19 protein-coding genes are annotated in these 23,588 nt (G+C 36.0%); 14 read left to right on the top strand and 5 right to left on the bottom strand.

Annotated elements, in window-relative coordinates; genetic code table 11:
* Positions 1-42: 42 nt before the first annotated feature.
* Positions 43-1,665 (top strand): phosphoenolpyruvate carboxykinase (ATP), encoded by a 1,623-nt coding sequence (gene pckA, locus BMY50_RS11580; protein ID WP_093324314.1) that lies wholly within the window; start codon positions 43-45, stop codon positions 1,663-1,665.
* A gap of 176 nt (positions 1,666-1,841) precedes the next feature.
* On the opposite strand, the gene BMY50_RS11575 is transcribed toward pckA, so the two are convergent.
* A complete protein-coding gene (locus BMY50_RS11575; RefSeq protein ID WP_238383736.1) occupies positions 1,842-4,661 on the bottom strand; it encodes an alpha/beta hydrolase family protein in 2,820 nt (939 codons plus the stop codon).
* Between the two features lie 207 nt (positions 4,662-4,868).
* On the opposite strand from BMY50_RS11575, the gene BMY50_RS11570 reads away from it, so the two are divergent.
* Positions 4,869-5,195 carry a HesB/IscA family protein gene (locus BMY50_RS11570; RefSeq protein ID WP_093324307.1) on the top strand — a complete coding sequence of 109 codons (327 nt, stop codon included), beginning with the start codon at positions 4,869-4,871 and terminating at the stop codon, positions 5,193-5,195.
* 16 nt (positions 5,196-5,211) lie between these two features.
* Here BMY50_RS11570 and BMY50_RS11565 read toward each other — a convergent pair whose 3' ends face one another.
* Positions 5,212-6,408, bottom strand: coding sequence for a cysteine desulfurase family protein (locus tag BMY50_RS11565; RefSeq protein ID WP_202907822.1), 1,197 nt, complete (start codon positions 6,406-6,408; stop codon positions 5,212-5,214).
* A gap of 383 nt (positions 6,409-6,791) precedes the next feature.
* Between BMY50_RS11565 and BMY50_RS11560 the strand changes: the two genes are divergently transcribed.
* The 11 genes from BMY50_RS11560 to BMY50_RS11510 all read left to right on the top strand — a co-directional run bounded on the left by BMY50_RS11560 (position 6,792) and on the right by BMY50_RS11510 (position 19,059).
* Positions 6,792-8,576, top strand: a complete 1,785-nt coding sequence (locus BMY50_RS11560) for a chloride channel protein (RefSeq protein ID WP_093324303.1) — start codon at positions 6,792-6,794, stop codon at positions 8,574-8,576.
* A 193-nt stretch (positions 8,577-8,769) separates the two neighbouring features.
* Complete coding sequence (locus tag BMY50_RS11555) at positions 8,770-9,360, top strand: hypothetical protein (RefSeq protein ID WP_093324300.1); 591 nt, start codon at positions 8,770-8,772, stop codon at positions 9,358-9,360.
* A 26-nt stretch (positions 9,361-9,386) separates the two neighbouring features.
* Positions 9,387-10,280 (top strand): helix-turn-helix domain-containing protein, encoded by an 894-nt coding sequence (locus BMY50_RS11550; RefSeq protein ID WP_093324297.1) that lies wholly within the window; start codon positions 9,387-9,389, stop codon positions 10,278-10,280.
* A 496-nt stretch (positions 10,281-10,776) separates the two neighbouring features.
* Positions 10,777-11,226 (top strand): MarR family winged helix-turn-helix transcriptional regulator, encoded by a 450-nt coding sequence (locus tag BMY50_RS11545; protein ID WP_093324294.1) that lies wholly within the window; start codon positions 10,777-10,779, stop codon positions 11,224-11,226.
* A gap of 45 nt (positions 11,227-11,271) precedes the next feature.
* Positions 11,272-12,477: a serine palmitoyltransferase gene (gene spt, locus BMY50_RS11540; protein ID WP_093324291.1), complete on the top strand. Its 1,206-nt coding sequence runs from the start codon at positions 11,272-11,274 to the stop codon at positions 12,475-12,477.
* Positions 12,478-12,536: 59 nt separating this feature from the next.
* Entirely contained in the window at positions 12,537-13,655 is a 1,119-nt protein-coding gene (locus BMY50_RS11535) for a hypothetical protein (RefSeq protein ID WP_093324288.1), read from the top strand.
* Between the two features lie 208 nt (positions 13,656-13,863).
* A complete protein-coding gene (locus BMY50_RS11530; RefSeq protein ID WP_093324286.1) occupies positions 13,864-16,443 on the top strand; it encodes a DUF5686 and carboxypeptidase-like regulatory domain-containing protein in 2,580 nt (859 codons plus the stop codon).
* A gap of 88 nt (positions 16,444-16,531) precedes the next feature.
* Positions 16,532-17,164, top strand: a complete 633-nt coding sequence (locus BMY50_RS11525; protein WP_093324283.1) for a sterol desaturase family protein — start codon at positions 16,532-16,534, stop codon at positions 17,162-17,164.
* Between the two features lie 102 nt (positions 17,165-17,266).
* Positions 17,267-18,013: a CDP-alcohol phosphatidyltransferase family protein gene (locus BMY50_RS11520; protein ID WP_238383735.1), complete on the top strand. Its 747-nt coding sequence runs from the start codon at positions 17,267-17,269 to the stop codon at positions 18,011-18,013.
* Positions 17,997-18,413 carry a GtrA family protein gene (locus BMY50_RS11515; RefSeq protein ID WP_093324280.1) on the top strand — a complete coding sequence of 139 codons (417 nt, stop codon included), beginning with the start codon at positions 17,997-17,999 and terminating at the stop codon, positions 18,411-18,413. The genes BMY50_RS11520 and BMY50_RS11515 overlap by 17 nt, the downstream gene beginning before the upstream one ends.
* A 55-nt stretch (positions 18,414-18,468) precedes the next feature.
* Complete coding sequence (locus BMY50_RS11510; RefSeq protein WP_093324278.1) at positions 18,469-19,059, top strand: DUF4833 domain-containing protein; 591 nt, start codon at positions 18,469-18,471, stop codon at positions 19,057-19,059.
* Positions 19,060-19,112: 53 nt separating this feature from the next.
* Here the strand turns inward: BMY50_RS11510 and BMY50_RS11505 are convergent, their stop codons facing one another.
* The 3 genes from BMY50_RS11505 to BMY50_RS11495 form a co-directional block, all read right to left on the bottom strand.
* Entirely contained in the window at positions 19,113-20,357 is a 1,245-nt protein-coding gene (locus BMY50_RS11505; protein WP_093324275.1) for a DUF6600 domain-containing protein, read from the bottom strand.
* A gap of 151 nt (positions 20,358-20,508) precedes the next feature.
* Positions 20,509-22,224, bottom strand: a complete 1,716-nt coding sequence (locus BMY50_RS11500; protein ID WP_093324272.1) for a GMC oxidoreductase — start codon at positions 22,222-22,224, stop codon at positions 20,509-20,511.
* 16 nt (positions 22,225-22,240) lie between these two features.
* On the bottom strand, positions 22,241-22,786 hold the full coding sequence (locus tag BMY50_RS11495) for a gluconate 2-dehydrogenase subunit 3 family protein (protein WP_093324269.1): 546 nt from the start codon (positions 22,784-22,786) through the stop codon (positions 22,241-22,243).
* 210 nt (positions 22,787-22,996) lie between these two features.
* On the opposite strand from BMY50_RS11495, the gene BMY50_RS11490 reads away from it, so the two are divergent.
* The gene (locus BMY50_RS11490) at positions 22,997-23,581 is read left to right on the top strand and encodes a DUF4230 domain-containing protein (RefSeq protein WP_093324266.1); all 585 of its coding nucleotides are present in this window, start codon (positions 22,997-22,999) and stop codon (positions 23,579-23,581) included.
* The last annotated feature ends 7 nt before the right edge of the window (positions 23,582-23,588 follow it).

The raw sequence follows: 23,588 nt of genomic DNA, 5'->3' as shown, positions 1-23,588 counted from the left end.
CTTTAATGCTTAGTTTTGAGCCAAATTCAACAAATAAAATCTATGAACTCTACTATTTCTAATCTACTGGATCTAGGGAATCAAAAATTTTCTCCTAAGGGAAAAGTGTATTATCAATTGTCGGTTCCCGAGCTAATAGAACATGCTTTAATCAATAGAGAAGGCTCTTTGACAATAAATGGAGCATTAGCGGCTGATACAGGTAAATTTACGGGTAGGTCACCCCGTGATCGATATATTGTTTACGATGATGAGACAAAGAACACCATTTGGTGGGGAGATATCAATCAAGCATTAGATGTAAAATATTATAAGATGCTATTAGATAAGATGTGTCAGTATATGGAGAAGATTAATCTCTATATCCGCGATGGATACGTTTGTGCCGATGAAAGACATCGTTTAACACTAAAAGTAATTACCGAATCTGCTTATCAGAATATTTTTGCTAATAACCTCTTTCTAAGACCAAATAATAATGAAAGGTTTTTATCAATTGATTGGACCATAATAGCAATTCCGAGTTTTGAGGCGAATCCAACTACTGATGGTGTTAACAATCCAAATTTTGTAATCATCAACTTTGTAGAAAAAACGGTTTTGATCGGTGGAACAGGATATACCGGTGAGATAAAAAAAAGCATTTTTTCCGTGTTAAATTATATTTTGCCAAAAGAAAAAGGAGTTTTATCTATGCATTGCTCAGCTAATGTAGGTAAAAAGAGAGGAGATACGGCCTTGTTTTTTGGTTTATCGGGCACAGGCAAAACAACGCTTTCAGCGGACGAACAACGAATGTTGGTTGGTGATGACGAACATGGATGGGACCATAATGGAATTTTTAACTTCGAAGGAGGGTGTTATGCAAAGTGTGTTGGTTTAGAAGCTAAGCAAGAACCTCAAATTTTCAATGCTATTAAGTTCGGAACATTGTTGGAAAATATCTGTTTGCTGGAAGGAACTCGTATACCTGATTACAATAATATTAGTAAGACCGAAAATACTCGAGCGGCCTACCCGGCTAGTTTTATCGAAGGCGCTTTAGAGCCAGCAGTAGCATTGCATCCGCAGCATATTTTTTTTCTAACAGCCGATGCATTTGGTGTTTTGCCACCTATATCTAAATTGACAGTAGAGCAAGCGATGTATCATTTTATATCTGGGTATACGGCTAAAGTTGCCGGTACGGAAGCCGGTGTAAATGAACCGGTAGCTACATTTTCAGCCTGCTTTGGTAAAGCCTTTTTGCCCTTACGTCCAGGCAAGTATGCTGCAATACTGGGAGAAAAGCTACAGGACCACGCTGCAAAGGTTTGGCTGGTAAATACAGGGTGGATTGGGGGTGCATACGGTGTGGGAAAACGTATAAGCCTTCATTATACGCGTAACTTGATTAAAGCAGCACTCGAAGGCGATCTTGATCAGGTAATGTACCAAAAACATTTAATATTTGGATTGTCGTATCCTACTATCTGTCCCGGAGTTCCAAGCGAAGTATTAAGTCCACGGGATAGTTGGGAAGATAAAGACGCGTATTTTATCCAAGCGAACAAGTTAGCGGAAGCTTTCGTAGCGAATTTCAAACAATATGAAAAAGGCGTGAGTGCTGAAGTTATGGCAGCAGCTCCGAAGAAAATAGATTATAGAAAAGGTGTTGTATCATAATTCAGTCTAAGCTCAACGTCGTCAAATAATATTTTATGGCGGTATTCAGCCTAATAAAAAACGGCAATTCTCAAATTGAAAATTGCCGTTTTTTGTTGCTGTTTTACTATTTCAAGAGGCTGTTTGAAGGTAAATTCTGTTTACGAATTATGATTTAATTATTGATACAGCCCTTTTTAATTTACAAGATCAAATCCCCAGTTAATTCCCTTTAAAGTGGCTGGTACTCCTTTTTCAAGCCAAACTGGTGCCGGTTTATTTTTTAAAAAATGGTCAAAGAATTGTTGTTCCCTGATTTGTATGTCTTTTCTGTTCTGCCTCTTTACAAGATTATGTTCTTCTCCGTTATAATTTAGCATCCATGCTGGCTTACCGAGTCTACGTAGAGCTGTAAACATTTCAATCCCTTGGTACCAAGGTACTGCGCCATCATTATCATTAGCCATGATTACTACTGGGGTTTTAACCGTTTTTAAATGAAACAGCGGTGAGTTTTCAATGTAAAGATCATATCCCTCCCATAGATCTTTACCTATACGACTTTGCGTCTTTTCGTATTGAAATTGTCTATTAAGTCCAGTTGCCCAACGGATTCCCCCGTAAGCAGATGTCATATTCACAACGGGAGCACCAGCCCAAGCGGCTGCATACATATCCGTACGCGTAATTAAATGGGCCACTTGATAACCTCCCCAACTTTGTCCTTGTATTCCAAGGTGCTTTTCGTCTACCCATGAGAATTTGGCGAGTTCTTTTACTCCCGAGTTAATGTATTCTTCTGCAGATTTTCCTGGATGACCAATCTCATAGCTAATGTCGGGAGCAAATACCAAATAACCATTACTGACGAAATAACTTATGTTTAAACGAGAAGGAGTAGGAGCAGGAGGGATGTAAGTGTTTAAGCCATCCGACAACTTTTCGTAAAAATAAGTGATCATTGGATATTTTTTAGATTCGCTAAAATCTTCTGGTTTATAGAGAATGCCTGTAGCTTCATAACCAGCAGGGGTTGTCCATTTGACCAATTCTGCCGTACCCCAATTATATTGTTGTTGTTGTGGATTAATAGCACTTAATTTTGTCTCTTTGTCGAATCCGTCTGACATGTATAAATCTGGAGATTCCTTGTAATTTTCTTTAGTATAAATTTTTAGTTTATCATTTGCACTTGCCTTTACATCTTTATAAGTATAAGGTCCCATGACAATTTCCTTCGGATCTTTTTTGTTACGCGGATTCGTTTGATACCAACCATTTTCTTTATTAATATGATTGAAAGCACTTACCAAAAATGATTCCTTTATATTGATGATAACTGATTTATAGTTTTTCTTGGCATCTATTTTTGGTATAATATCTTCATATCTGAATGTTATTTTACTGCTTCTACCAGCCCCATTCGTTAAAAGACGCCTGTCATCGTTCTTGGTGTCAAAACTCCAGATATCATATTTGTCATAGATAAGGACTTCCATGTCATCATCTGTCCATCCTGCAATACCGTATGCAGAAGGGAATGTAGGCGAGTCATTATCTTCATCGGCAAAACTCACAGGCAAGTCGATATTCAATATTTTTGACCTACTCAGGTTGACATCATAGCAATTCCATTGTTGGGTTGCCATATCATACCATATCACGAAATTTCCTAAGGGCGAAATTGATGCACGGGCATAAACGTTTTCAGCTATTTTCTTTTTACTTCCATCTACAGTGGATATTAAATAGAAATCTTGTCGCGTTCCGCCCTCCCATTGGGACGAAATCCTCTTTCCTACGTTAGAGCTACCTAGCGTATATACATTATCTGCCTCATCAGTTAACTCAACATCAGGAACTTCTTGAGAAGCTAATGGGATAATCGTATGATTTCTTTTTGGATAGATTACACTTAGATAGCTTTTAGCTAGATCCTTTTTAAGATTTACTAACTGTTGAGGTTGTAGGTAATCATCTTTCCAATTCCATATATCTACATTAGCTACTTCAAAATCAACGATTGTAGTGTCTTGCACAGGGGGAATTGGCGCTATGCCAAAAAAAAGTTTATCGCCATTTCTACTGAAGCGTAAATCTCCATCTCCGCTAACATTCCAATTGTTTGGCATACCTGCACTACTTACGTTGGCTATAATTTTAGCACTATCCTGTTGCGGAGTATAATAATAAAGGCTATAAGGCTTTTGTAATGCCTTCTCTGCATTTTTTTCTGCAGTGAAGGCAAGTTGATGTCCTAAAACGTCAAAAGCTACTTTACTATAACTTCCGCGACCATTACTTATTTTTTTAAGCTGCTTGTCTTTAATTGAATATAAAAAAAGGCCTGCATTCTCTAACTTGTTTTCTTTTTGGTTTTTGCCATTACGAACAAGGGCTAATAGATTACCCGAGTTATCAAAGTAATAGTCATTTACATTTTCAAATACATCCTCAGTGCCTGTAGTTAGATTACGTAAGTGCAGTGTCCCGGGATGTTCAATTTTTTCACCTTTATTTTTACTGTTTTTGTCAGTGCTATCTGTTTTTAAAGGAAGTTTTTCTTCTAAAAAGGCAAGATAGTCTGATGACTCATCGGCTAGCTTAAAGGATTTAATATTTGCAAATTTTTGAATATTTTTAGTAGTTAAAGAAATTATTGCGAGGGAATCCTTAGGCATTTCATCTACTTTCTTCTTTTTTATTTTGGCCTGCCGCACAGCTGCAAATGGTGGTTTAATAGTTACTATGGCATACTGAGCGTTGTTCGTAAACACACCATTCTCACCACGTGGTATACTGCAAATTGTTTCTCCGTTGGCAGTATTAATAGTAAATAATGCATCACCCTCTTGCGGTGTAACGCTGTACAATACAAATTGCGCGTCATCACTTACCTTGGCAAATTTTATACTTTGCCAATTATCGTAGACACTATGGTCCAATGGTTTTTTTTGAGCAAATACCTCGATCAAGAGTAGATTGAAAATTATTACGACGGATATTCTACACATCATATTGGATTGATTTAGCCGCTAAATATCTGAAAAATATAAAAGCTTTGTTGGTTAATCACCATTATTTTACAAAAATAAAGACTTTCGTAGTGTTTACTAGTTGTCCATATAAGTCTAACCCTTGTCATATTCTTGAGCCGTTTCAACCGAATATTTTCTTTTTATGTTTGGATTAACGATATTTGATGAAATAATTTTGTGTATATTATGATAACGGTTACTGAAAAAGCAAAAGGCAGAATTACCGAGATTCTACAGTCGGAAAAATATGATGCTACTTATTTTGTGCGTGTTGCTGTTGAAAGCGGCGGATGCTCTGGTTTAACCTACAAACTTGATTTTGATAATCAAGAAAGATCAGGCGATCAGGCTTTTGAAGATAATGGTGTCAAGGTTGTGTTGGATATCAAATCTTTCCTTTATTTGGCAGGTACTAAGTTGGATTATAGTGATGGCTTAACAGGAAAGGGTTTTAATTTTATTAATCCCAATGCTTCACGCACCTGTGCTTGCGGCGAAAGTTTTTCTGTATAGAATTAAGCATAAGGTATTAATGTACCCCTGCCTTATGTAATTGCCATAACGGTGAATTATTTCTAATATCTCCAATGGCGTTTATAATAAGTTCGATTGTTTGATTGATTTGGTCTTCAGTTGTTGAATACCCGAGACTAAATCTAATGGAACTTTCAGCTTTTTCTTTATTCAATCCCATAGCGGTTAATACATGTGAAGGCTCTAGACTGCCACTTGCGCAGGCTGAGCCGGCAGACAAAGCTAATTGCGGAAGATTTGCCATTATTTCAGTACTTTTTACATATTGAAAGCAAATATTTGACACATGCGGTAGGCGATTTAATGCATCTCCATTCAAAAAAGTTTCAGGTATTTGTAGTAGAGAATTTTCAAGATAATCTCGCAATTTACTGACCCTCGAAATTTCTTGGTTTTCCATTTCCATTGCAAGAGAGGCTGCAGCTCCTAAACCTACAATACCAGGAACATTTAATGTCCCTGCCCGTAAATTATTTTCCTGTTTTCCCCCCTGTAGTAAGCTTCCAATCTGTATAGGAGCACTTCGTCGTTTAATAAATAAAGCACCTACACCCTTTGGACCGTATATTTTGTGAGCACTTAGGGCTAAAACATCAATATGCTGAGTTTTTACATTAACAGGGATTTTTCCAACTGCCTGAGTGGCGTCGCAAAAGAATAATACATTATGTTCTTTCGCTATTTCACCAATTTGGTCTATAGGATGTATTACACCCGTTTCATTGTTTGCAAACATAAAACAAATCAAAATGGTATCCTGTCTAATAGCCTGTTGCAAATCATTCAAAGAAATATTTCCTTTTTGGTCAACCGGCAATTTTTGTATATCTGCTCCTTTTCTACTTAAATAATTACAAGTATCTAAAACTGCTGGATGTTCTGTCTCGCAGGTTATAATGTGTTTGCCAATCTGTTGATAGTGCAAGAAAATACCGCTTAACGCTTGGTTAATGGCTTCAGTTGCTCCGGACGTGAATATGATTTCTTTTGTAGAAGCATGCAAAAGTTTAGCTACTTGATTACGGGCAATCTCAATGGCTTCTGCCGCCTTACGGCCCAATTTATGGTGTATACTTGAAGCATTGCCATAATAATCTTTAAAATAAGGTAACATAGTGTCTAACACCATCGAGTCTACAGGGGTAGTAGCGCAATGGTCGAGATATATAATGCTTTGATCTGTATTTTGCATAAGATTTAATAACTAAAAGTATATGCACTTAATCGAGATTTAATATCGCTCGAAAGTATATAAGTATTTACTGATCGTAAATTAAACGACACGTTGACTACAGCCATATGCTTTAAAAATCGGCCATTTAACCGGTACATATATCTTGTTATATTACAAAGTTAAACAATTTGAAACGTTTGTTTGTCATTGATTTTTATGGTAGGTTTGCACGAAATTTAAACTCCTCATGCTAATATAATTTTATGCTTTTGTTGGATATTTCCTTTGTTTAACCAAGATTAGTTTGAAGGGTATGAGGGATTTATGTATCTTGTAATTGTTTTTTTAGAGTATTTATTTAAGATCATACCTTCGAATAATAACGTTAAAATAGGAAAGTTTTGGAGAAAAAAAAAGGCATTATCTATAAGATAAACCAATGGCGTATACAAAAGATTTCGAATAGGAATTTTTTGGTGATTCTAGCGGTAGTGGTAGGGTTAATAGGTGGTCTGGCAGCTGCTGGTTTAAAGGCACTAACGCACGGAATCGCTGCTTTTTTGCAAAATGATGTGCAATCTGAGTACAAATATTTTTTGTATTTTTTTTTCCCATTGGTAGGTATATTACTAACCGTCATTTATGTGCGCCGATTTATTCGTAAAGGGAAATTTGAGCACGGAATTACACCTATATTATATGCTATTTCGAGAAAGTCAAGCAGAATAGAATCTCATAATGTCTATTCGCAGATTATTACATCTGCTCTTACTGTAGGATTTGGCGGTTCAGCGGGACTCGAGGCACCAATTGCTTATAGTGGTTCGGCCATTGGTTCGAATATCGCACGTTTTTTTGGGCTTAACTATAGGGAGGTAACCATGTTATTAGCTTGTGGTGCAGCAGCTGGTATTGCTGGAGCCTTCAATAGTCCGGTGGCAGGTATGGTTTTCGCTATCGAGATACTGTTGCCTGAGTTTTCGATACCGGCCTTTATACCCCTGCTGATGGCCGCAGCTACCGCTTCTGTGGTATCTAAAGTATTGTATAGTGAACCACTTTTTTATTTGGTTTCGGACGAGTGGGTTTTATCGGCATTATTCTTTTATATAATTCTGGGCGGATTGGTGGGACTTTTTTCCATTTACTTTACCAAAGTAGATGGTTGGGTGAAAAGCTGGTTTTCAAAAGTAAAAAACCCTTATCACAAAATCTGGCTAGGCGGTTTAAGTTTAGGGGTTCTTATATTTGTTTTTCCAGCACTATACGGAGAAGGCTATATTGCCATTCAACAGTTATTGCTGGGCAAGTCAAATTCTTTATTGGCAAATAGTATTTTCTCCGACTATAAACATGTAGGCTTTATTGTTGTTATTTATGGGGTTATAACAATATTTGCGAAGTCCTTCGCAACGCTTATTACGCTTAACAGTGGGGGGAATGGTGGAACTTTTGGTCCTAGCTTAGTTATGGGTGGGCTATTGGGTTTTGTGTTTGCTCATGGCATTAATTTGACTGGTATAACCTATCTTGCAGAAGCCAACTTTATCGTAGCAGGAATGGCTGCAGCGCTAAGCGGTATTATGCATGCTCCGTTAACAGCCATATTTCTTATTGCAGAAATTACCGGTGGTTACACATTAATGGTACCGCTTATGATTGTTTCAGCGATCTCTTATTTTATAAATCGTGCAACAGTTAAATATTCAATCTATACCAAAAATCTTGCTGCTCATGGTGATTGGCTTTCACATGAGGATAAAGATAAGACCGTTTTACGAATGATGAAGTTGCGGTACGTACTGGAAACCAATTTTACTATACTCGGACCGGATGAAAAACCAAATGACCGTAGATCAGACATCATACATACTAAACGGAATATTTTTCCAGTTGTAGACAAAGAACTCAAATTATTGGGGCTAATATATAGCGAGCGCCTCTTTAGTATTTTGATGGGAGAAGAAATTGCCGACAAAACTATGAAAGAATTAGCACAGGCACCCCTGGATGTTGTACGTATGGATGCCAACATGTATGACGTTATGAGAAAAATGGATCGGGAAGATATTTGGATCTTACCAGTGTTGGATGCTAATGATAGATACATGGGATTTGTTTCTAAATCTGCTATATTTAACAAGTACAGGGCGCTGCTGGTCAGACAAGGATCTTATTTAGACTGATAATATTCGCAGGTGCTAATGAAATGGGTTTTCGATTGACAGTTAGCTTTAGGAGGCTGTTTTGATGTATTGAAGATTTATTTGTTATCACGAAATATACAGCATTATTTGAAATTACGTCCTTTAACAATTATTAACCTTTGTATTGGTTCAAATAGTGTTACTTTTGTGTTTTTGAAATAAACGTGTCGAAATGAATAAATTTTTGATGGCTCTATTCTTAACCGTGCTAGCTGCATGTGGAATTAATCAACAAGCTAAACAAATTAAAGCCTTAGAGCAATGTAAATTTGAGGTCAAACGAGTAGATAGCATATTTTTAGCAGGTGCTAATGTGATGAATATGGTCAGATCTGGAAGTGTTAACGTAAGTAACATGGGTGGTGTAGCGATGGGAATGCTGAGGAAAGAAGTGCCTCTAAAAGGTATCCTGCATTTGAAGATTACAAATCCTACAAGTAATATGGCTGGAATTAATCAGTTTCAATATCAGCTTTTAATGAAAGATCGACAACTTGCAACAGGCTTGGTAAATCAAGAGGTAAAGGTTAATCCAGGAGAGTCTATTGAAGTTCCGGTGTTGATAGATGCTAATATTTATGGTTTACTTTCAAATGGTTCAGTTTTGCAGGAGGTAGTAGACTTCGTCTCTGGTAATAACCCAAAGCAAGAAAGCTTGTTGACTATCAAATTAAAACCAACAATCGCCATTGGGAATAAAACAATAAATTATCCAGGATGGATTACTTTTAATAGAAAAGTAACTCGAGATATGTTGCTATAACAATAGGTTATTTAGTTTGCCATGGTATGAAGAAAAAATCTGCACAGGTAAATTCTCACCATCTCTCTGAAGATGACTCAAGAGAGTTTATGGTGTTCCATATCAATAAGCGTTTATTGAACTCGAAAGAGTTCAAACCATATAATATATTCAATCCATTCAGATCAGATTTTTTTGCCATCATTATGGTACATGAGGGAGCTATAGAAGTTAATGTAAACCTCCAAAATTTTCGATTAAAAAAAAATGATCTGTTGGCTTTTGCACCAAATACGATTAAACATCTGGTTTCTATTAGTGATGATTGTAAGTTCTATGCAATTTTGTATAAGTCTTCTTTTCTTATTAATGCTAATATAAGAGAGTTTCATCAGAATGTTTACGATTCATTGGTTTCGGGCATGCCCTTGTTTAATTTAGCTGGAAATGAAGCGAAGATTCTAGGTAATTTGATAGAAGTAATGTGGTTGAGAAACCACGGAAATGAATTAAATTTCTCCAATGATCCAGTAGTAAAGCACGGATTCCTTTCATTTTTATACGCGTATACGTTTTTGCACAGAAAATATAGAAAGGATGGTGATCGAAAAACTTCTAGAAAAGAGGATCTAATGTTACGCTTCATAAATTTAGTTGCCAATAACTTCAAAGAGGAGAGAAGTGTAGATTACTATGCTAAAAAGCTCTTTATAACACCTAAATACCTTTCGGAAGTAACCAAGGATGTGTCGGGTAAAACGGCAAGTTCTATTATCGCAGAAATGGTGATTATGGAAGCAAAAAGCTTGCTAAATATATCCTCATTAAGCGTTATTGAAATCTCTGATCTACTGAATTTTAGTGATATGTCCTTCTTCGGCAAATACTTTAAAAGGTATACAGGAACAAGTCCCACCACCTTTCGAAAACAGATTTCCTAAAATTAGAATACTCATTTTAATGTAAAATTTGTTGGAGATGCAACTATTATTTCGGTTGATAAGTTTGACTTGAAAATTTACTTTTTATCTTAGTTATTAAATAGTAAAATTCTTTCTATAGATTTGATTGATAGATGATAATACTCGATTAAAAGTACTAACCTCCTTTGAAGATACGATTGCTGAAAATATTCAAATATATTATGTCTTTTTTGTTAATTTTATATAAAATGTTTTTGAAAATATTTTATTTAGATTTATTATGAAATTACAGAATTTTAGACGTGTTTTTTTTGTGTAATTTAGAGTAAAATAAGGCTTTTTATTGATTTATAAGGCTTTTTTTTGATTTTTTTATCTTTTTCTTAGCAGCGATAAAAATAATTTTAACCGAAAAACTGACCAATTTTGGCGAAATATTTACCTTTTTTAAATTTAATATTGGGGTGATATTTGTGGCGTTATTAGTTGATATGCAAACGATTTTTTAAAATAGATGAATCAGGTAAATAATAATGATGAGTTAGCAATATTCCACCTCGATAATCTGAGCAAACTGTTGCGCAATAAAGCAAACCAATATTTGTCGGCTCAGGGTATTGATGTAAGAATTGAACAGCTACCTGTTTTATTTAGTATTCCAGAAGAAGGGCTTCCGCAACAACAAATAGCTGATGAAATTGGTAGAGATAAATCTTCGGTATTAAGAACCATTTCTAATTTAGAAAAAGAAGACTTGGTACGAGTAACTACAGATATAGCTGATAAAAGGAAAAACTGTGTCATGCTTACCCCAAAAGGGAGAGTCCTGGCGAGACTTATTAAAGATAAAATAGTAAATCTTGAAAAGGTTTTATTTAATAGCCTAAAAAGCCCAGAGCATGATCGTTTTATGCAGGTTATCAAATCAATTGGTAATAATCTGCAAAATATACATATAATATAACCATATTAGAAAGAAAAGAACCAGCGGGTTTTAAATTTTAATTAGATGAGTAGAAATTTTGACAAGCGTATAGCAGATTTTAAAGATGCGGCGGTGATAAAAGAAAAAGGTCTTTATCCTTATTTCAGACCCATTGAATCTGGACAAGATACAGAAGTTATCATTAATGGGAAGAAGGTCCTTATGTTTGGTTCAAACTCATATTTAGGGCTAACTAATCATCCCAAAATTATTGAAGCTGCTCAAAACGCTACAGCAAAATATGGAACTGGTTGTGCAGGGTCCAGATTCCTAAACGGAACCTTAGACATTCATGAAGAGTTAGAAGCCAAGTTAGCAGATTATGTAGGTAAAGAGGGTGCCGTTTTATTCAGTACTGGATTTCAGGCTAACTTAGGAGCACTTTCTTGTCTTACAGGAAGGAATGACTATTTGATCTTGGATGATTGTAATCATGCTTCCATTATTGATGGTAGCCGCTTATCTTTTTCAAAAGTAGTTAAGTATAAGCATAATAATATGGCTGATCTTAGAAATAAACTCAGCCAGTTGCCCGAAGATGCTGTTAAATTAATAGCAGTTGATGGTGTGTTTAGCATGGAAGGTGATTTTGTAAAACTTCCCGAATTGATCGAAATAGCCAAAGAATTTGACGCAGCAGTTATGGTTGACGACGCGCATGGACTAGGAGTTATAGGTGTCTCAGGTGCAGGTACGGCATCTCATTTTGGCTTAACGGACGATGTAGACGTTATCATGGGTACGTTTAGTAAATCATTGGCTTCATTGGGTGGCTTTTTAGCAAGTGATGCCAATACGATAGAGTATTTAAAGCACCGCGCACGCTCGCTTATGTTTAGTGCAAGTATGACGCCGGGTTCTGCCGCTAGTGTGTTAGCTGCTTTAGAGATCATAAAATCTGAGCCGGAACATATTGAAAACTTATGGAGAAATACTGAATATGCAAAAAGACAGTTGCTCGATAGTGGTTTCGATTTAGGTAAAACAGAGAGCCCTATTTTGCCAGTTTATATACGAGATAATGACGCAACTTTTCTAATTACAAAGCAATTGCAAGAAGAAGGTGTTTTTGTTAATCCGGTAGTTTCGCCAGCAGTGGCTTCACAAGAATCTTTAATTCGTTTTTCACTTATGGCCACTCATACTTTCGATCAGATTGACGAAGCTGTAAGCAAATTAACAAAGGCTTATCGTAAAACAGTGGCAACTGAATTTGTGAAGATTGCTTGATTAACATAAACGGGATCAAATTAAGGTAAATAAAAGACGCATATAGCATATATTTTACGATGAAGGTAGTTGAAGTATCCTCCAAAAGTCAGTTAAAAACTTTTATAGATTTTCCTCATGACTTATACAAGGATGATAAAAACTATGTGCCTGAACTGTTTATAGCACAACGAGACATGTTAACTCCGGGTAAACATCCGTTTCATAATCACTCTTATATTCAACTCTTTTTAGCTTATGAGGGGAGCAAGCTGGTTGGCCGTATCGCTGCTATTTACAATACAAATCACAACGCGTTTATAAATGCCAAAGACGGATTCTTTGGCTTTTTTGATACAATCGACGATCAGGATGTAGTAAACGCTTTAATGGAAAAAGCGATTGATTGGCTAAAAAGAAAAGGAGCTGATAAAATGGTTGGGCCTATAAACCTTTCCACTAATGATACTTGTGGTTTATTGGTGAAAGGTTTTGAGCTACCTCCTGTCGCTATGATGCCTTATAACAAATCGTATTACGAAGGGTTGTTATTAAATACCGGATTAAAAAAACAAACTGATTTATTAGCTTATCTTGTAGATAGATCAAATATAAATAATAGGTCTGTTAGACTTTTGGATGCTTTAGAGAATCGATTAAAACGAAGTGACATTAAACTGCGTAAAATCGATAAGAAAAATTTGAAAAAAGATATACCTAAGATAAAAGAACTTTACAATAGTGCTTGGGACAAAAACTTAGGTTTTGTGCCCATGACAGATGAGGAGTTTGATTTTTTGGCAAAGGATTTATCTATGATTCTTGATCCTAAATATTGCATTATTGCAGAACAAGGAGAAAAGATGGTAGGGTTTGCTTTGGGAATACCAGATATAAATCAAATCTTGATTAAGATAAAAAGAGGAAGACTTTTACCTACCGGAATATTGAAGCTTTTATTCGGGATTAAACATGTTACTGGACTAAGGGTTTTATTATTAGGTGTTATAGACGGTTACAGAAAATTAGGTATTGAAGCGTGTTTGTACGGAAACCTTATCAAGAATGCTGAGGGCTCGAAAATTAAATATGCAGAATGCTCGTGGATGCTCGAAGATAACTATTTAATGAACCATGCCATAGAGCAAATAAACGGCAAACAGTACAAGCGCTATCGTTTGTTTGAAAAATCCATTTAGATAAAGATATTTGATAGTAATAAGTTAAATTCCTTCTGTTTTAAGGGATTAACGGAACGATTACACTAAAGTGTTTTTGAGTTAATTGAGTAGAAATCTGGCTTCAAGGTTTTAATTTTTGACTTTTTGACCACAATAGTCTTAAGTGAAATCCTTTAATTTGCAGGATAATTTTTGATGTTGTACATCTTACTAATTAGTTTAAAAAGTGAAAGTAATTATCGCACAGATTTATAAAAAATATACCTATTCTTATTTATTTCTTTTTTTTATGTTAGTTGGCCAACATGTTGTTGCCCAAACTACTATTGTTCGTGGAGTTATAACAGATGCTGCAAGCAAAGAAACATTGCCTTATGTGAGTGTAATAATTCCTGGAACTACTATTGGAACGTCAGCAGATGATGAAGGCCATTATAGCATTAAAATCGAAGGTAACTATACTAAATTGAAATTTGCTTACATTGGATATGTGACCGTAGAAAAGGATGTGGTGCCAGGTGAAGATCAGGTTGTCAATATTAAAATGAATGTGGACGCCAAGATGCTTAATGAGGTGGTCGTTACGAGTAAAAAAGGAAGATACAGAAATAAAAATAACCCTGCTGTTGAGCTTATTAGGCAAGTAATTGCACATAAGAAAGAAAATCAGATGGAAAACTATGATTTCGTTGAATACGAGGAATATAGTAAACTATCGATGGCATTAAGTAATTTATCTAATAAGTTTAAAGAGAAAAGAATATTTAGAAATTATCAATTTCTATTCGCAGAACAGGATTCTAATGCTATAGGCGGTAAAAATGTATTACCTGCCTATATGGAAGAGAAGTTATCCAATATTTATTTTCGCAAGAATCCCTATAAAACAAAGCGATACATACTAGCAGACAAAAAAGCTGAGTTTGACCCACATTTCATAGACAATGACGGTGTAAGTAACTATCTTCATCGGCTGTATGAAGATATCAATATCTATGATAATGATATATCCATTACTACCAATTTATTTTTAAGTCCTATAGCGAATAACTCACCAACGTTTTACAAATTCTTTATCAGCGATACGGTAAAAACAGAAAAGCCTTGGCTAGTTGAACTAAGTTTTGTGCCACGTAATAAGGCAGATCTTTTATTTGAAGGGAAAATATATATTACGTTAGATGGTAATTATGCTGTCCAAAATGCTTACCTGACAGTTAATAAGGACGTTAATCTGAATTTTATGCGGGACTTGCAGGCCAAGTTAGAGTATAGTAAAAATCCTGATGGTCGTTATCATTTAAGCAAAAGTACGTTAACAATGGAGTTTGCCTTAGGAGATAAAGGGGGGGGGATATTAGGTGAGCGAACGGCATCTTTTCAGAAATATAAAATTGGTGAGGAGCACCCAGATAGTATCTATAAAGGGCCAGCTGAGGAAATTGCATATAATATCGAAAAGCCACCTGTTTCCGACGAGTATTGGAAAAGTGTTCGTCACATACCATTGGAAATTCGTGAAGTTGGAATTTATAAGAATGTAGATACCTTGCAGACTATAAAATCGTTTAGAAGAATAATGGACTGGGGAACAGTTCTTTTAGCTGGCTATAAATCGTTTGGTAAGTTTGAAATGGGACCTGCAAGTACTTTTTATAGCTTTAACCCAGTGGAAGGCTTCAGGTTGCGTTTAGGTGGAAGGACGACAACTGATCTTAGCAAGAGAATGTTTTTTGAGGGATATGGCGCTTATGGTTTCAAAGATAAAAAATGGAAATATTTTGGAAGTGCTACTTACTCATTGAATAATAAGTCTGTTTATTCTTTTCCGTTACATTATTTTAAAGCGAGTTATCAGCATGATACTAAAATACCTGGACAAGAGTTACAATTCGTTCAGGAAGATAATTTCTTGTTGTCCTTTAAGAGAGGTGATAATAATAGATGGCTATATAATGATATAGCTAAGTTTGAATATATGCATGAGCTTCCAAGCCGATTTTCCTATAAAATAGGATTTACACATTGGCGTCAACGTCCGGCAGGCGTCTTACTTTATCAAAGGGAAGATCTTAATGGAAACCTCATAAATATAAATGAATTAACTTCTTCTGAAGTGAACGTTGAACTCCGTTATGCTCCGCATGAACAATTTTATCAAGGAAAAGTGTACAGAATCCCTATATTTAATAAATATCCTATATTCACGTTTCGTTACAATTTGGGCTTAAAAAATGTCTTCAATAGTACAAATGATTATCACAATTTTTCAGCAAATATATTCAAGCGGGTTTATTTGTCGCAATTTGGCTATTCCGATATAACATTAGAAGGGGGATATATAATGGGAGAGAATATTCCCTTTCCATTATTAAGTATTCACCGAGCCAACCAAACATATGCATACCAACTAAACTCATACAATTTGATGAATTTCTTGGAATTTGTAAGTGATCATTATGCAGCGGTTAACGTACAATATTATCTAAACGGTTTTATCTTTAATAAAATTCCATTACTTAAACGCTTAAAATGGCGGGAGGTGATTAGTTTCAAAGGTTTGTGGGGAGGTTTAAGAGATGAAAACAATCCAAACTACAACAGCTCAGTATATAAGTTCTCTGCTGACGAAAATGGTTTGCCTATAACTTATACACTGGGAAGTAAGCCTTATATGGAGGGTAGTGTCGGGATTGCAAACATCTTTAAATTAGTGAGGGTGGATTTAATAAGAAGATTTACTTATCTGGAGAATCCAAATGTTTCGAAATGGGGTGTGCGGGCGCGTGTTAAATTTGATTTTTAATAGGCTAACCACTGCTTTTTGTTTATTTTTGTGTATAAATTATTAGAAGCACAAATAAGATTTTATTTTAGTTGATATAGTTATAGTTATGGCAAAGAATTATGTTTCTAACTCGCAGGAGTCGGTAAGGATGTTTAAGAGCAACTTACTGGAACCATTAACAAAAGTACATTTTTCGGTACCTTTGATATTATTTGTGCCAGTAATTATTTTTTTTACTTGGCGGGCCTTCGTCACATTTGAAGTGTCTTTTTTATTTTACTTGGGATATTTCTTGATAGGTTTATTCGTTTGGTCTTTTACCGAATATGTGATGCATCGCTTTGTTTTTCATTTACCCCCTAATGGAAAGATAATGGAGCGACTTCATTTTATATTTCATGGTGTCCATCATGATTACCCGATGGATAAATTGCGCTTAGTATTGCCACCATCTGTAAGCATTCCATTAGCAACTGCCTTGTATTTTTTATTTAAATTAATTTTTAATGACATACAGATGTCGGCCTTTTTTCCGGGGTTTATCTTAGGGTATTTATTTTATGATATTGGACATTATGCTATGCATCATTATAATTTCAAAAGCGGCATCATGAAGAAAATTAAACAGCATCATATGCTGCACCATTACCAAGATGCTGACAAAGGATACGGTGTAAGCTCTCCCTTTTGGGATTTGATTTTTGGCTCTGATTTCGAAAAGAAGAAAAAAGCGAAATAATAGATCAGATCTTGTTGCTTAATTGAAGTCGCTCGTCAACAAAACAATGCAACTATACGTTGATGGTTCAATTTGCCTTATTGACGGTGTTTTTAAGAAATAATGAAGGAACATAATTCTGCATTTAAAATGGCTGAAGGGAAGCCGCGAGAAGGCGAAAAGAATAGTAAAAGTATATTTACGGACAGAAAACGCACTAATTTACTTAAAAGCGTAGAACAATCTACTATTTCTTATTTGGTTACCAAGATACCTAGCTTTATTACACCTAATATACTTACTATAATAGGTCTTTTGGGTGGGATAATAGTGCTGGTTGGATTTATGATGGCTAGTTATTTGCATCGTACCTACCTTTTACTAGGTGTTTTAGGCCTGTTAATTAATTGGTTTGGTGATTCGCTTGATGGGAGGATCGCTTACTACAGAAATATTCCGAGAAAGTGGTATGGTTTCTCTCTTGATATTATAATTGATTGGATCAATACAGTGATTATGGGCGTTGGTTTTATAGTCTATCTTGGAAACGGTTATGAGCTTTTATCTTATTTCTTTGTTGCATTGTATGGATGGGCGATGATTATTTCACAATTGCGATACAAAATAACCGATAAATATACTATTGATGCTGGATCGGTCGGACCGACAGAAATTAGAGTGATTATAAGCGCTATATTTGTATTAGAGATTTTATTTCCTGGAACAGTTAATATATTTTCTGCGTTAGTAGTGATTACATTGTTTGTAGTCAACATTGTAGATACTAAAAAGTTGTTGAAACTTGGAGATGCTCGAGATATAGCAGAAAGAACCGTGAAGAATGGTTTGCCAAATGTTGAAGAAAAATAGTGTATACATATTTATAAAAGCGCAGTTGTCTGCATTTTTAGGCGGTGTAGCTGATTTTATAATAATGGTTGCTTGCACTGAATTGTTGCAGATACATTATACGATTTCGATTGTTATCGGAGGAGTATTAGGGGCGTTCGTGAATTTCACTATAAACCGTAATTGGACCTTCGAAGCAAATGGCGGCCAAGATAAAAATAATATAACCTTACAATTGGTGAAATTTACTTGGATGGTTGGTGGGAGCATTTTGTTAAAATCTTCTGGAACTTATCTTGTAACTGAAATCAGCCGCATTGATTATAGAATAAGTAGGGTGCTAATAGACGTTTTTGTATCTCTTGGTTTCAATTACACCTTGCAGAAATATTGGATTTTTAGAAAGAGTCCATTAAAATGAGGAACATAGTCTCCTCATTTAATGGATGGTCTACTGATTAGAATCATAATTTTATATGAAAATAAATACAATTCGATCGTTAATAGCTCTCTGCATGATATTGGGGTGTGGATCATTAGCTTTTAAGTCCGGGGCTACGCCTATATTAGTAAATAAGATCCATAAAATTGCTTATATAGACTCCTTTCCCACACCAAAAAATGTTGATAATTTACTGTTTTACATTCAGCGAGATCCTAACACCAATACCATTTGTTACACGTTGAATATTGATAAGAATGGAAAATTGAACATTTCAACACCTATTCATGCATTTTGGATTCGTTATCCAGAAGGGGGAATCCGTAAGGACCTTAATTTTATTCAGCGTAAATTTGCTTATGGTATCAATTCGAAAAAGTTGGCAGATGGTAGTTATGATGTACGGTCTGTAGCTTATAATAAATTGCCATTACATTTACGAAAAGATGAGAAAGGAGTATATCGCGTATATGCTGACATTAACAAAAGGGAATCTGTATTGGAGCGGATCTTTATCAGAATAGGGGATGGCGGTACTTTTTGGAATCCGGATGTTAAATATATAGAACTTAAGGGGGTAGAAGTAAAAACGGGTAAACGTGTTCTCGAGAGATTTAAACCTTAATAAACATTTAAGATAGGCTGTAGTAAAATCTACAGCCTATCTATCTTATAGCTTTATCCTCTAGTACTTCTTGAGGCCCTTTCGGATCGTTCATTTCCTCTATTTTGTCTTTCATTCGTCCTCGAAGGTTGTCTTGGAGAACTTGGTCTCGACTGTTCACTCCTTTGAACTCTCGGTTGTACATTAGGTCGAGATCCATTCGACGAGCGATTACCCTGAACTCTTTCAGGAGTATTTCTGTTTGACCTTACGGATGACGATCTGCCTGTACTATTATCTCTTTGTGTTCTGCCAGAATTATTTGGAGTAGATCTATTGATGTTATTGCTTTCCCTTGTTCTTGTCTCATTGATTTTAGGTTCAACACTACGCTGTTCTCTACCTCTTCTTTCGCCAGCATTGTTTGGTGTACTTTCGCGTTCAATCCGTCTGCTGCTAATTGATCCATTTCTACTGGATGGACGGGATGTCTGCGTATTAGTGCGATTATCTGTTCTACCGTTACTTGGCCTATTTGATCTTATATTATTTGTAGATGCAACTCTGCCGGGCCTTGCCTCATTACTTCTAGTTACGTTCGGTCTGTATATTTCTACAGATCTGCCCGTTACTCTTCCAGAACCAGGCCTGCTCGCGTTTGTTATACGATGTACAGGAATTGACGAACGAGTAACACGTTGTATCTCGTTTCTGCGCGGACCTGTAATGTAGGTACGGTTGTTATGTACATACGTATTATTGATGATGGTTGTTCTGTTATAGACGTTAACTACATTTCTCCTTGGAGCGTAATAGCTGTGAATTCTCGGACTTAGTATATAACGTTGCGGCACGAACACCCAGTAACTAGAAGGAATATTGATGCTTACACCAAAACTCATTCCCGGACCTAAAGGAGCCCATCCGTAATAGCCGCCACCACTTCTCCAATTTACCCATGCGGGTCCCCACTCGTAACCAGGTACCCATGTCCATCCAAACCTTCTATGATGATTCCACCTACCATAGTGAAAAGGTGCCCAACCCCAGTCATAATTAGAAACCCAGGTATTACCATAGTCGGTCATTACCCAGCGTCCATTCGTAGCATAAGGTTGAAAATCAGATGCGACATTTGGAACCCATATATAGCCATACTCGGGGTCGTCTACCCATTCTCCGTATGGGGATAATTCATCATAGAATTGCTGGAATGACACTGTTATTCCAGGCTGTGCATTTACTTTCTCTGACATTCCAAAGAAAAAAAGGAATATGAAAGAGAAAAGTAAAATATGTATGTTGTTTAACGTTTTCATAGCGCAAAGTTTAATTTTACAATTTGCTTTCTTATAGTTAAGACAGAAACTTAGAAGGAAGGTTTAATAGAAACCCTTTATGGGTAGTTATCGATTACCGAGGATAGAAATTGTTAGCCAATTAATGATCCTCGGTAAGGAACAAAAAGAACTATAGATTGTTCTTTTTCATTTCATTAATTGCGTAATCTACCGATCTTGCTGCAAAAGCCATGTAAGTAAGGGAGGGATTTTGAGTAGAAGTAGATGTCATGCATGCACCATCGGTAACAAATACGTTACTGCAGTGGTGCAGCTGGTTCCACTTGTTAAGTATCGATGTTTTAGGGTCATTTCCCATTCGAGCGCCACCCATTTCATGTATGTCTAATCCGGGAGCTTGCCCTGCTGTATTCGCTTGAATATTCTTAAAACCTGCCACCGTAAACATTTCCGTTAACTGCTCTATATAATCAGCTTTCATCTTTGCATCATTATCATCATAATCGATCGATATGTTTAATAAGGGAATGCCCCAAGCATCCTTTTCATTGTCTGCTAGAGATACATAGCTTTCTTCTTTGGGAAGCGTTTCGGCCATCATGTGTGACCCGACGCGCCATGGCCCTAGTACAGGGTTTAAAAGGCCATTTTTAAGACTTTCACCTACTTTTGAAACATCGTTGTCAAAACCTCTATGAGCAGAGAATCCGGCTGCATAACCTCTAAGAAAATCAGTTTCTTGTTTTAGAACATTTCTAAATCGGGGGATATAACCGCCACCAGCAGGATTCCGACCAGTTGTTTTAAACTCTTTTAATCCGTCATACTCAGCACTGATACGAGCGCTATAGTTATGAAAGGCTACATATTTTCCCAATACGCCCGCATCATTACCTAAACCGTTTGGAAAGCGATTTGATTTCGAATTCAATAGAATTAAATTCGTATTTAAAGCCGCTGCGTTTACAAAAATTATTCGAGCGAAGTAATCAATCTCTTCTTTTGTATTTGTATCAATAATCTTAACCCCAATAGCTTTCCCTTTTTGTTCATCATAAATAATAGAATGAGCTACAGAAAAGGGGCGTAGTGTCAGGTTTCCTGTTTTTTCGGCCCAGGGCAAGGTGGAGGAGTTGCTGCTGAAATAGCCGCCAAAAGGACAGCCTCTTTGGCAAAGTACTCGGTTTTGGCATTGTACACGCCCTTGTTCTATATGGATGGGATTAGGTTTCGACAGGTGGGCGCAGCGTGCGCTTATTACATGCCTATTCGGGTATTTTGTTTTCAAAACGCCCTTAAAATAGTCTTCTACAGCATTTAACGGATAGCCAGGTAGAAAATCACCATCAGGTAATTCGTTTAACCGATCCTTATTGCCTGAGATGCCTGCAAATTTCTCGACATAACTGTACCAAGGAGCAATATCTTTATAACGTATTGGCCAGTCCACCGCAAACCCATCGCGTGCTGGCCCTTCAAAATCGTAATCAGACCATCGCTGTGTTTGCCTGGCCCATAATAAAGATTTTCCGCCCACTTGATATCCTCTTATCCAGTCAAATGGCTTTTTCTGTATATAGGGATGCTCATTATCTTTTACAAAAAAATGCATAGCGTCTTCCCGAAAAGCGTAGCACCTATTAACAATTGGAGCTGCTTCCTGTGTCGCTAAAGGAACTTCTCCACGGTGTTCAAATTCGTAAGGATACATATTGGTAGTGGGATAGTCTACCACATGTTTAACGTCTCTCCCTCGTTCTAATACAAGTGTTTTTAACCCCTTTTCGGTAAGTTCTTTAGCTGCCCAGCCGCCACTTATTCCTGATCCAATTACGATTGCATCGAAAGTACGTTCTTTAATGCTATCAATATTTAAGTTTGACATTTATACTAATTCGTTTTTAGCTTGCACTTTTAGTTATTTCATTGGCTGATGCATAACCGTCATATCTACCCGGAATCAATTCATATCGTTTTAAATCCTTCATAACATATTTTGAATTTAAAAAACCTTGAATAGTTCTTCTCTTGGTGATTGCATAGAAACGGTACATATCGTCATTCGTTTCTTTGTCTGATTCTAAAAGCTGTAACAGCTGTGTTCGTTGCGCTTGTGAAGCCTCATTAAATGATTTGGAAAACTGCTTTTTTGATAACTTATCTAGCTCGCTTAATCCATTAATAAAACTTTTTTGATCGTCTTTGTCGTGGCAGTCGTCTACCATCTTTAACACAAATAAATGTAAATTTAATGCTTTTGCACCTGGTGAATCGGTTTTAGGAATAATAGTTTCCGTAATTTCAGCTAATAAGTCTTCTTGATTTTGATTAATATCTAAATTGTTTAACTGAATAGATGCTTTTCCGGATTCTTGTGAACATGAAGGTAAAATAGCAATGCCCCCCGCTATTATCAAAAGATTTTTGATCGCTGATCGCCTTTTCATCTGATTGTTATAATGTTTAGTTTAGCCTTTTAAAATTCTTTAAAAAATACTATTATAAGATTCAATATTAATGATAAATATTTTAAGAAAGAAATTAGTCCGAAACTCTTTATTTTTTGTGTCTAACATAAAATTCCATAAATTTTTTAAAAAGCTCGTAGCAGAGATTAAACTTTTTTTGTAAACTATTGTTCAAACAGAAAACGCTAAATGTTTAAGAGATTTATTTACGTAATCGGTACATTAGTATTTATCGCAACTCTATTAGTTGCTGGTTGGTTGATATATTATAAATTCGATCTAGGGGCTTCTAAGGTTGAGGTAAAAGAAGACCTCATGATAGAGCGGATTACCGATATTGGAAAGCTTGAGTTGGTGAAATATTCAATGAAGGATGTTATAGAGAGAAAAGAACTACGATATTTTTTTCCCGATCAGCGTGTTTTATTTATAGCGGTAGGTGAAGTTGCCGGGTGTATTGATTTAAGACAAGTTTCAGAAAAGGATATAGTTAAACACGGAATAGATTCGGTAACCATTTATCTGCCTCAGCCAGAGATATGTTATGTTCGTTTAGATCATAAAAAATCCAAGGTTTATGATATATCTGGCGCATGGTTACCTGGCGACACGCAAGATCTTGTAGAAGGGATCTATAAATTTGCGGAGCAGAGATTATTGAAAAATGCCCAGGAGATGGATGTTTTGGGCAAAACAAAAGAAAATGCCAGCGTGATATTTAAACCCATGTTGGAAAATATCACCGGAGTGAGGGTAAATATTGCTTTTAGATAGCAATATC

The organism is Olivibacter domesticus (assembly GCF_900109575.1).
In the GTDB taxonomy this organism is placed as follows: Bacteria; Bacteroidota; Bacteroidia; order Sphingobacteriales; family Sphingobacteriaceae; genus Olivibacter; species Olivibacter domesticus.
The sequence above is the reverse complement of the archived record's forward strand: the minus strand, read 5'-3'. Positions and strand labels throughout refer to the sequence as shown.

What these genes read in the sequence shown, in the direction of transcription:
- BMY50_RS11545 (WP_093324294.1), top strand. Translation starts at nt 10,777, where the DNA reads ATGAATCAGGTAAATAATAATGATGAGTTAGCAATATTCCACCTCGAT.
- BMY50_RS11550 (WP_093324297.1), top strand. Translation starts at nt 9,387, where the DNA reads ATGAAGAAAAAATCTGCACAGGTAAATTCTCACCATCTCTCTGAAGAT.
- BMY50_RS11555 (WP_093324300.1), top strand. Translation starts at nt 8,770, where the DNA reads ATGAATAAATTTTTGATGGCTCTATTCTTAACCGTGCTAGCTGCATGT.
- BMY50_RS11490 (WP_093324266.1), top strand. Translation starts at nt 22,997, where the DNA reads ATGTTTAAGAGATTTATTTACGTAATCGGTACATTAGTATTTATCGCA.
- pckA (WP_093324314.1), top strand. Translation starts at nt 43, where the DNA reads ATGAACTCTACTATTTCTAATCTACTGGATCTAGGGAATCAAAAATTT.
- BMY50_RS11495 (WP_093324269.1), bottom strand. Translation starts at nt 22,786, where the DNA reads ATGAAAAGGCGATCAGCGATCAAAAATCTTTTGATAATAGCGGGGGGC.
- BMY50_RS11505 (WP_093324275.1), bottom strand. Translation starts at nt 20,357, where the DNA reads ATGAAAACGTTAAACAACATACATATTTTACTTTTCTCTTTCATATTC.
- BMY50_RS11565 (WP_202907822.1), bottom strand. Translation starts at nt 6,408, where the DNA reads ATGCAAAATACAGATCAAAGCATTATATATCTCGACCATTGCGCTACT.
- BMY50_RS11525 (WP_093324283.1), top strand. Translation starts at nt 16,532, where the DNA reads ATGGCAAAGAATTATGTTTCTAACTCGCAGGAGTCGGTAAGGATGTTT.
- BMY50_RS11515 (WP_093324280.1), top strand. Translation starts at nt 17,997, where the DNA reads ATGTTGAAGAAAAATAGTGTATACATATTTATAAAAGCGCAGTTGTCT.
- BMY50_RS11575 (WP_238383736.1), bottom strand. Translation starts at nt 4,661, where the DNA reads ATGATGTGTAGAATATCCGTCGTAATAATTTTCAATCTACTCTTGATC.
- BMY50_RS11570 (WP_093324307.1), top strand. Translation starts at nt 4,869, where the DNA reads ATGATAACGGTTACTGAAAAAGCAAAAGGCAGAATTACCGAGATTCTA.
- BMY50_RS11520 (WP_238383735.1), top strand. Translation starts at nt 17,267, where the DNA reads ATGAAGGAACATAATTCTGCATTTAAAATGGCTGAAGGGAAGCCGCGA.
- spt (WP_093324291.1), top strand. Translation starts at nt 11,272, where the DNA reads ATGAGTAGAAATTTTGACAAGCGTATAGCAGATTTTAAAGATGCGGCG.
- BMY50_RS11500 (WP_093324272.1), bottom strand. Translation starts at nt 22,224, where the DNA reads ATGTCAAACTTAAATATTGATAGCATTAAAGAACGTACTTTCGATGCA.
- BMY50_RS11535 (WP_093324288.1), top strand. Translation starts at nt 12,537, where the DNA reads ATGAAGGTAGTTGAAGTATCCTCCAAAAGTCAGTTAAAAACTTTTATA.
- BMY50_RS11510 (WP_093324278.1), top strand. Translation starts at nt 18,469, where the DNA reads ATGAAAATAAATACAATTCGATCGTTAATAGCTCTCTGCATGATATTG.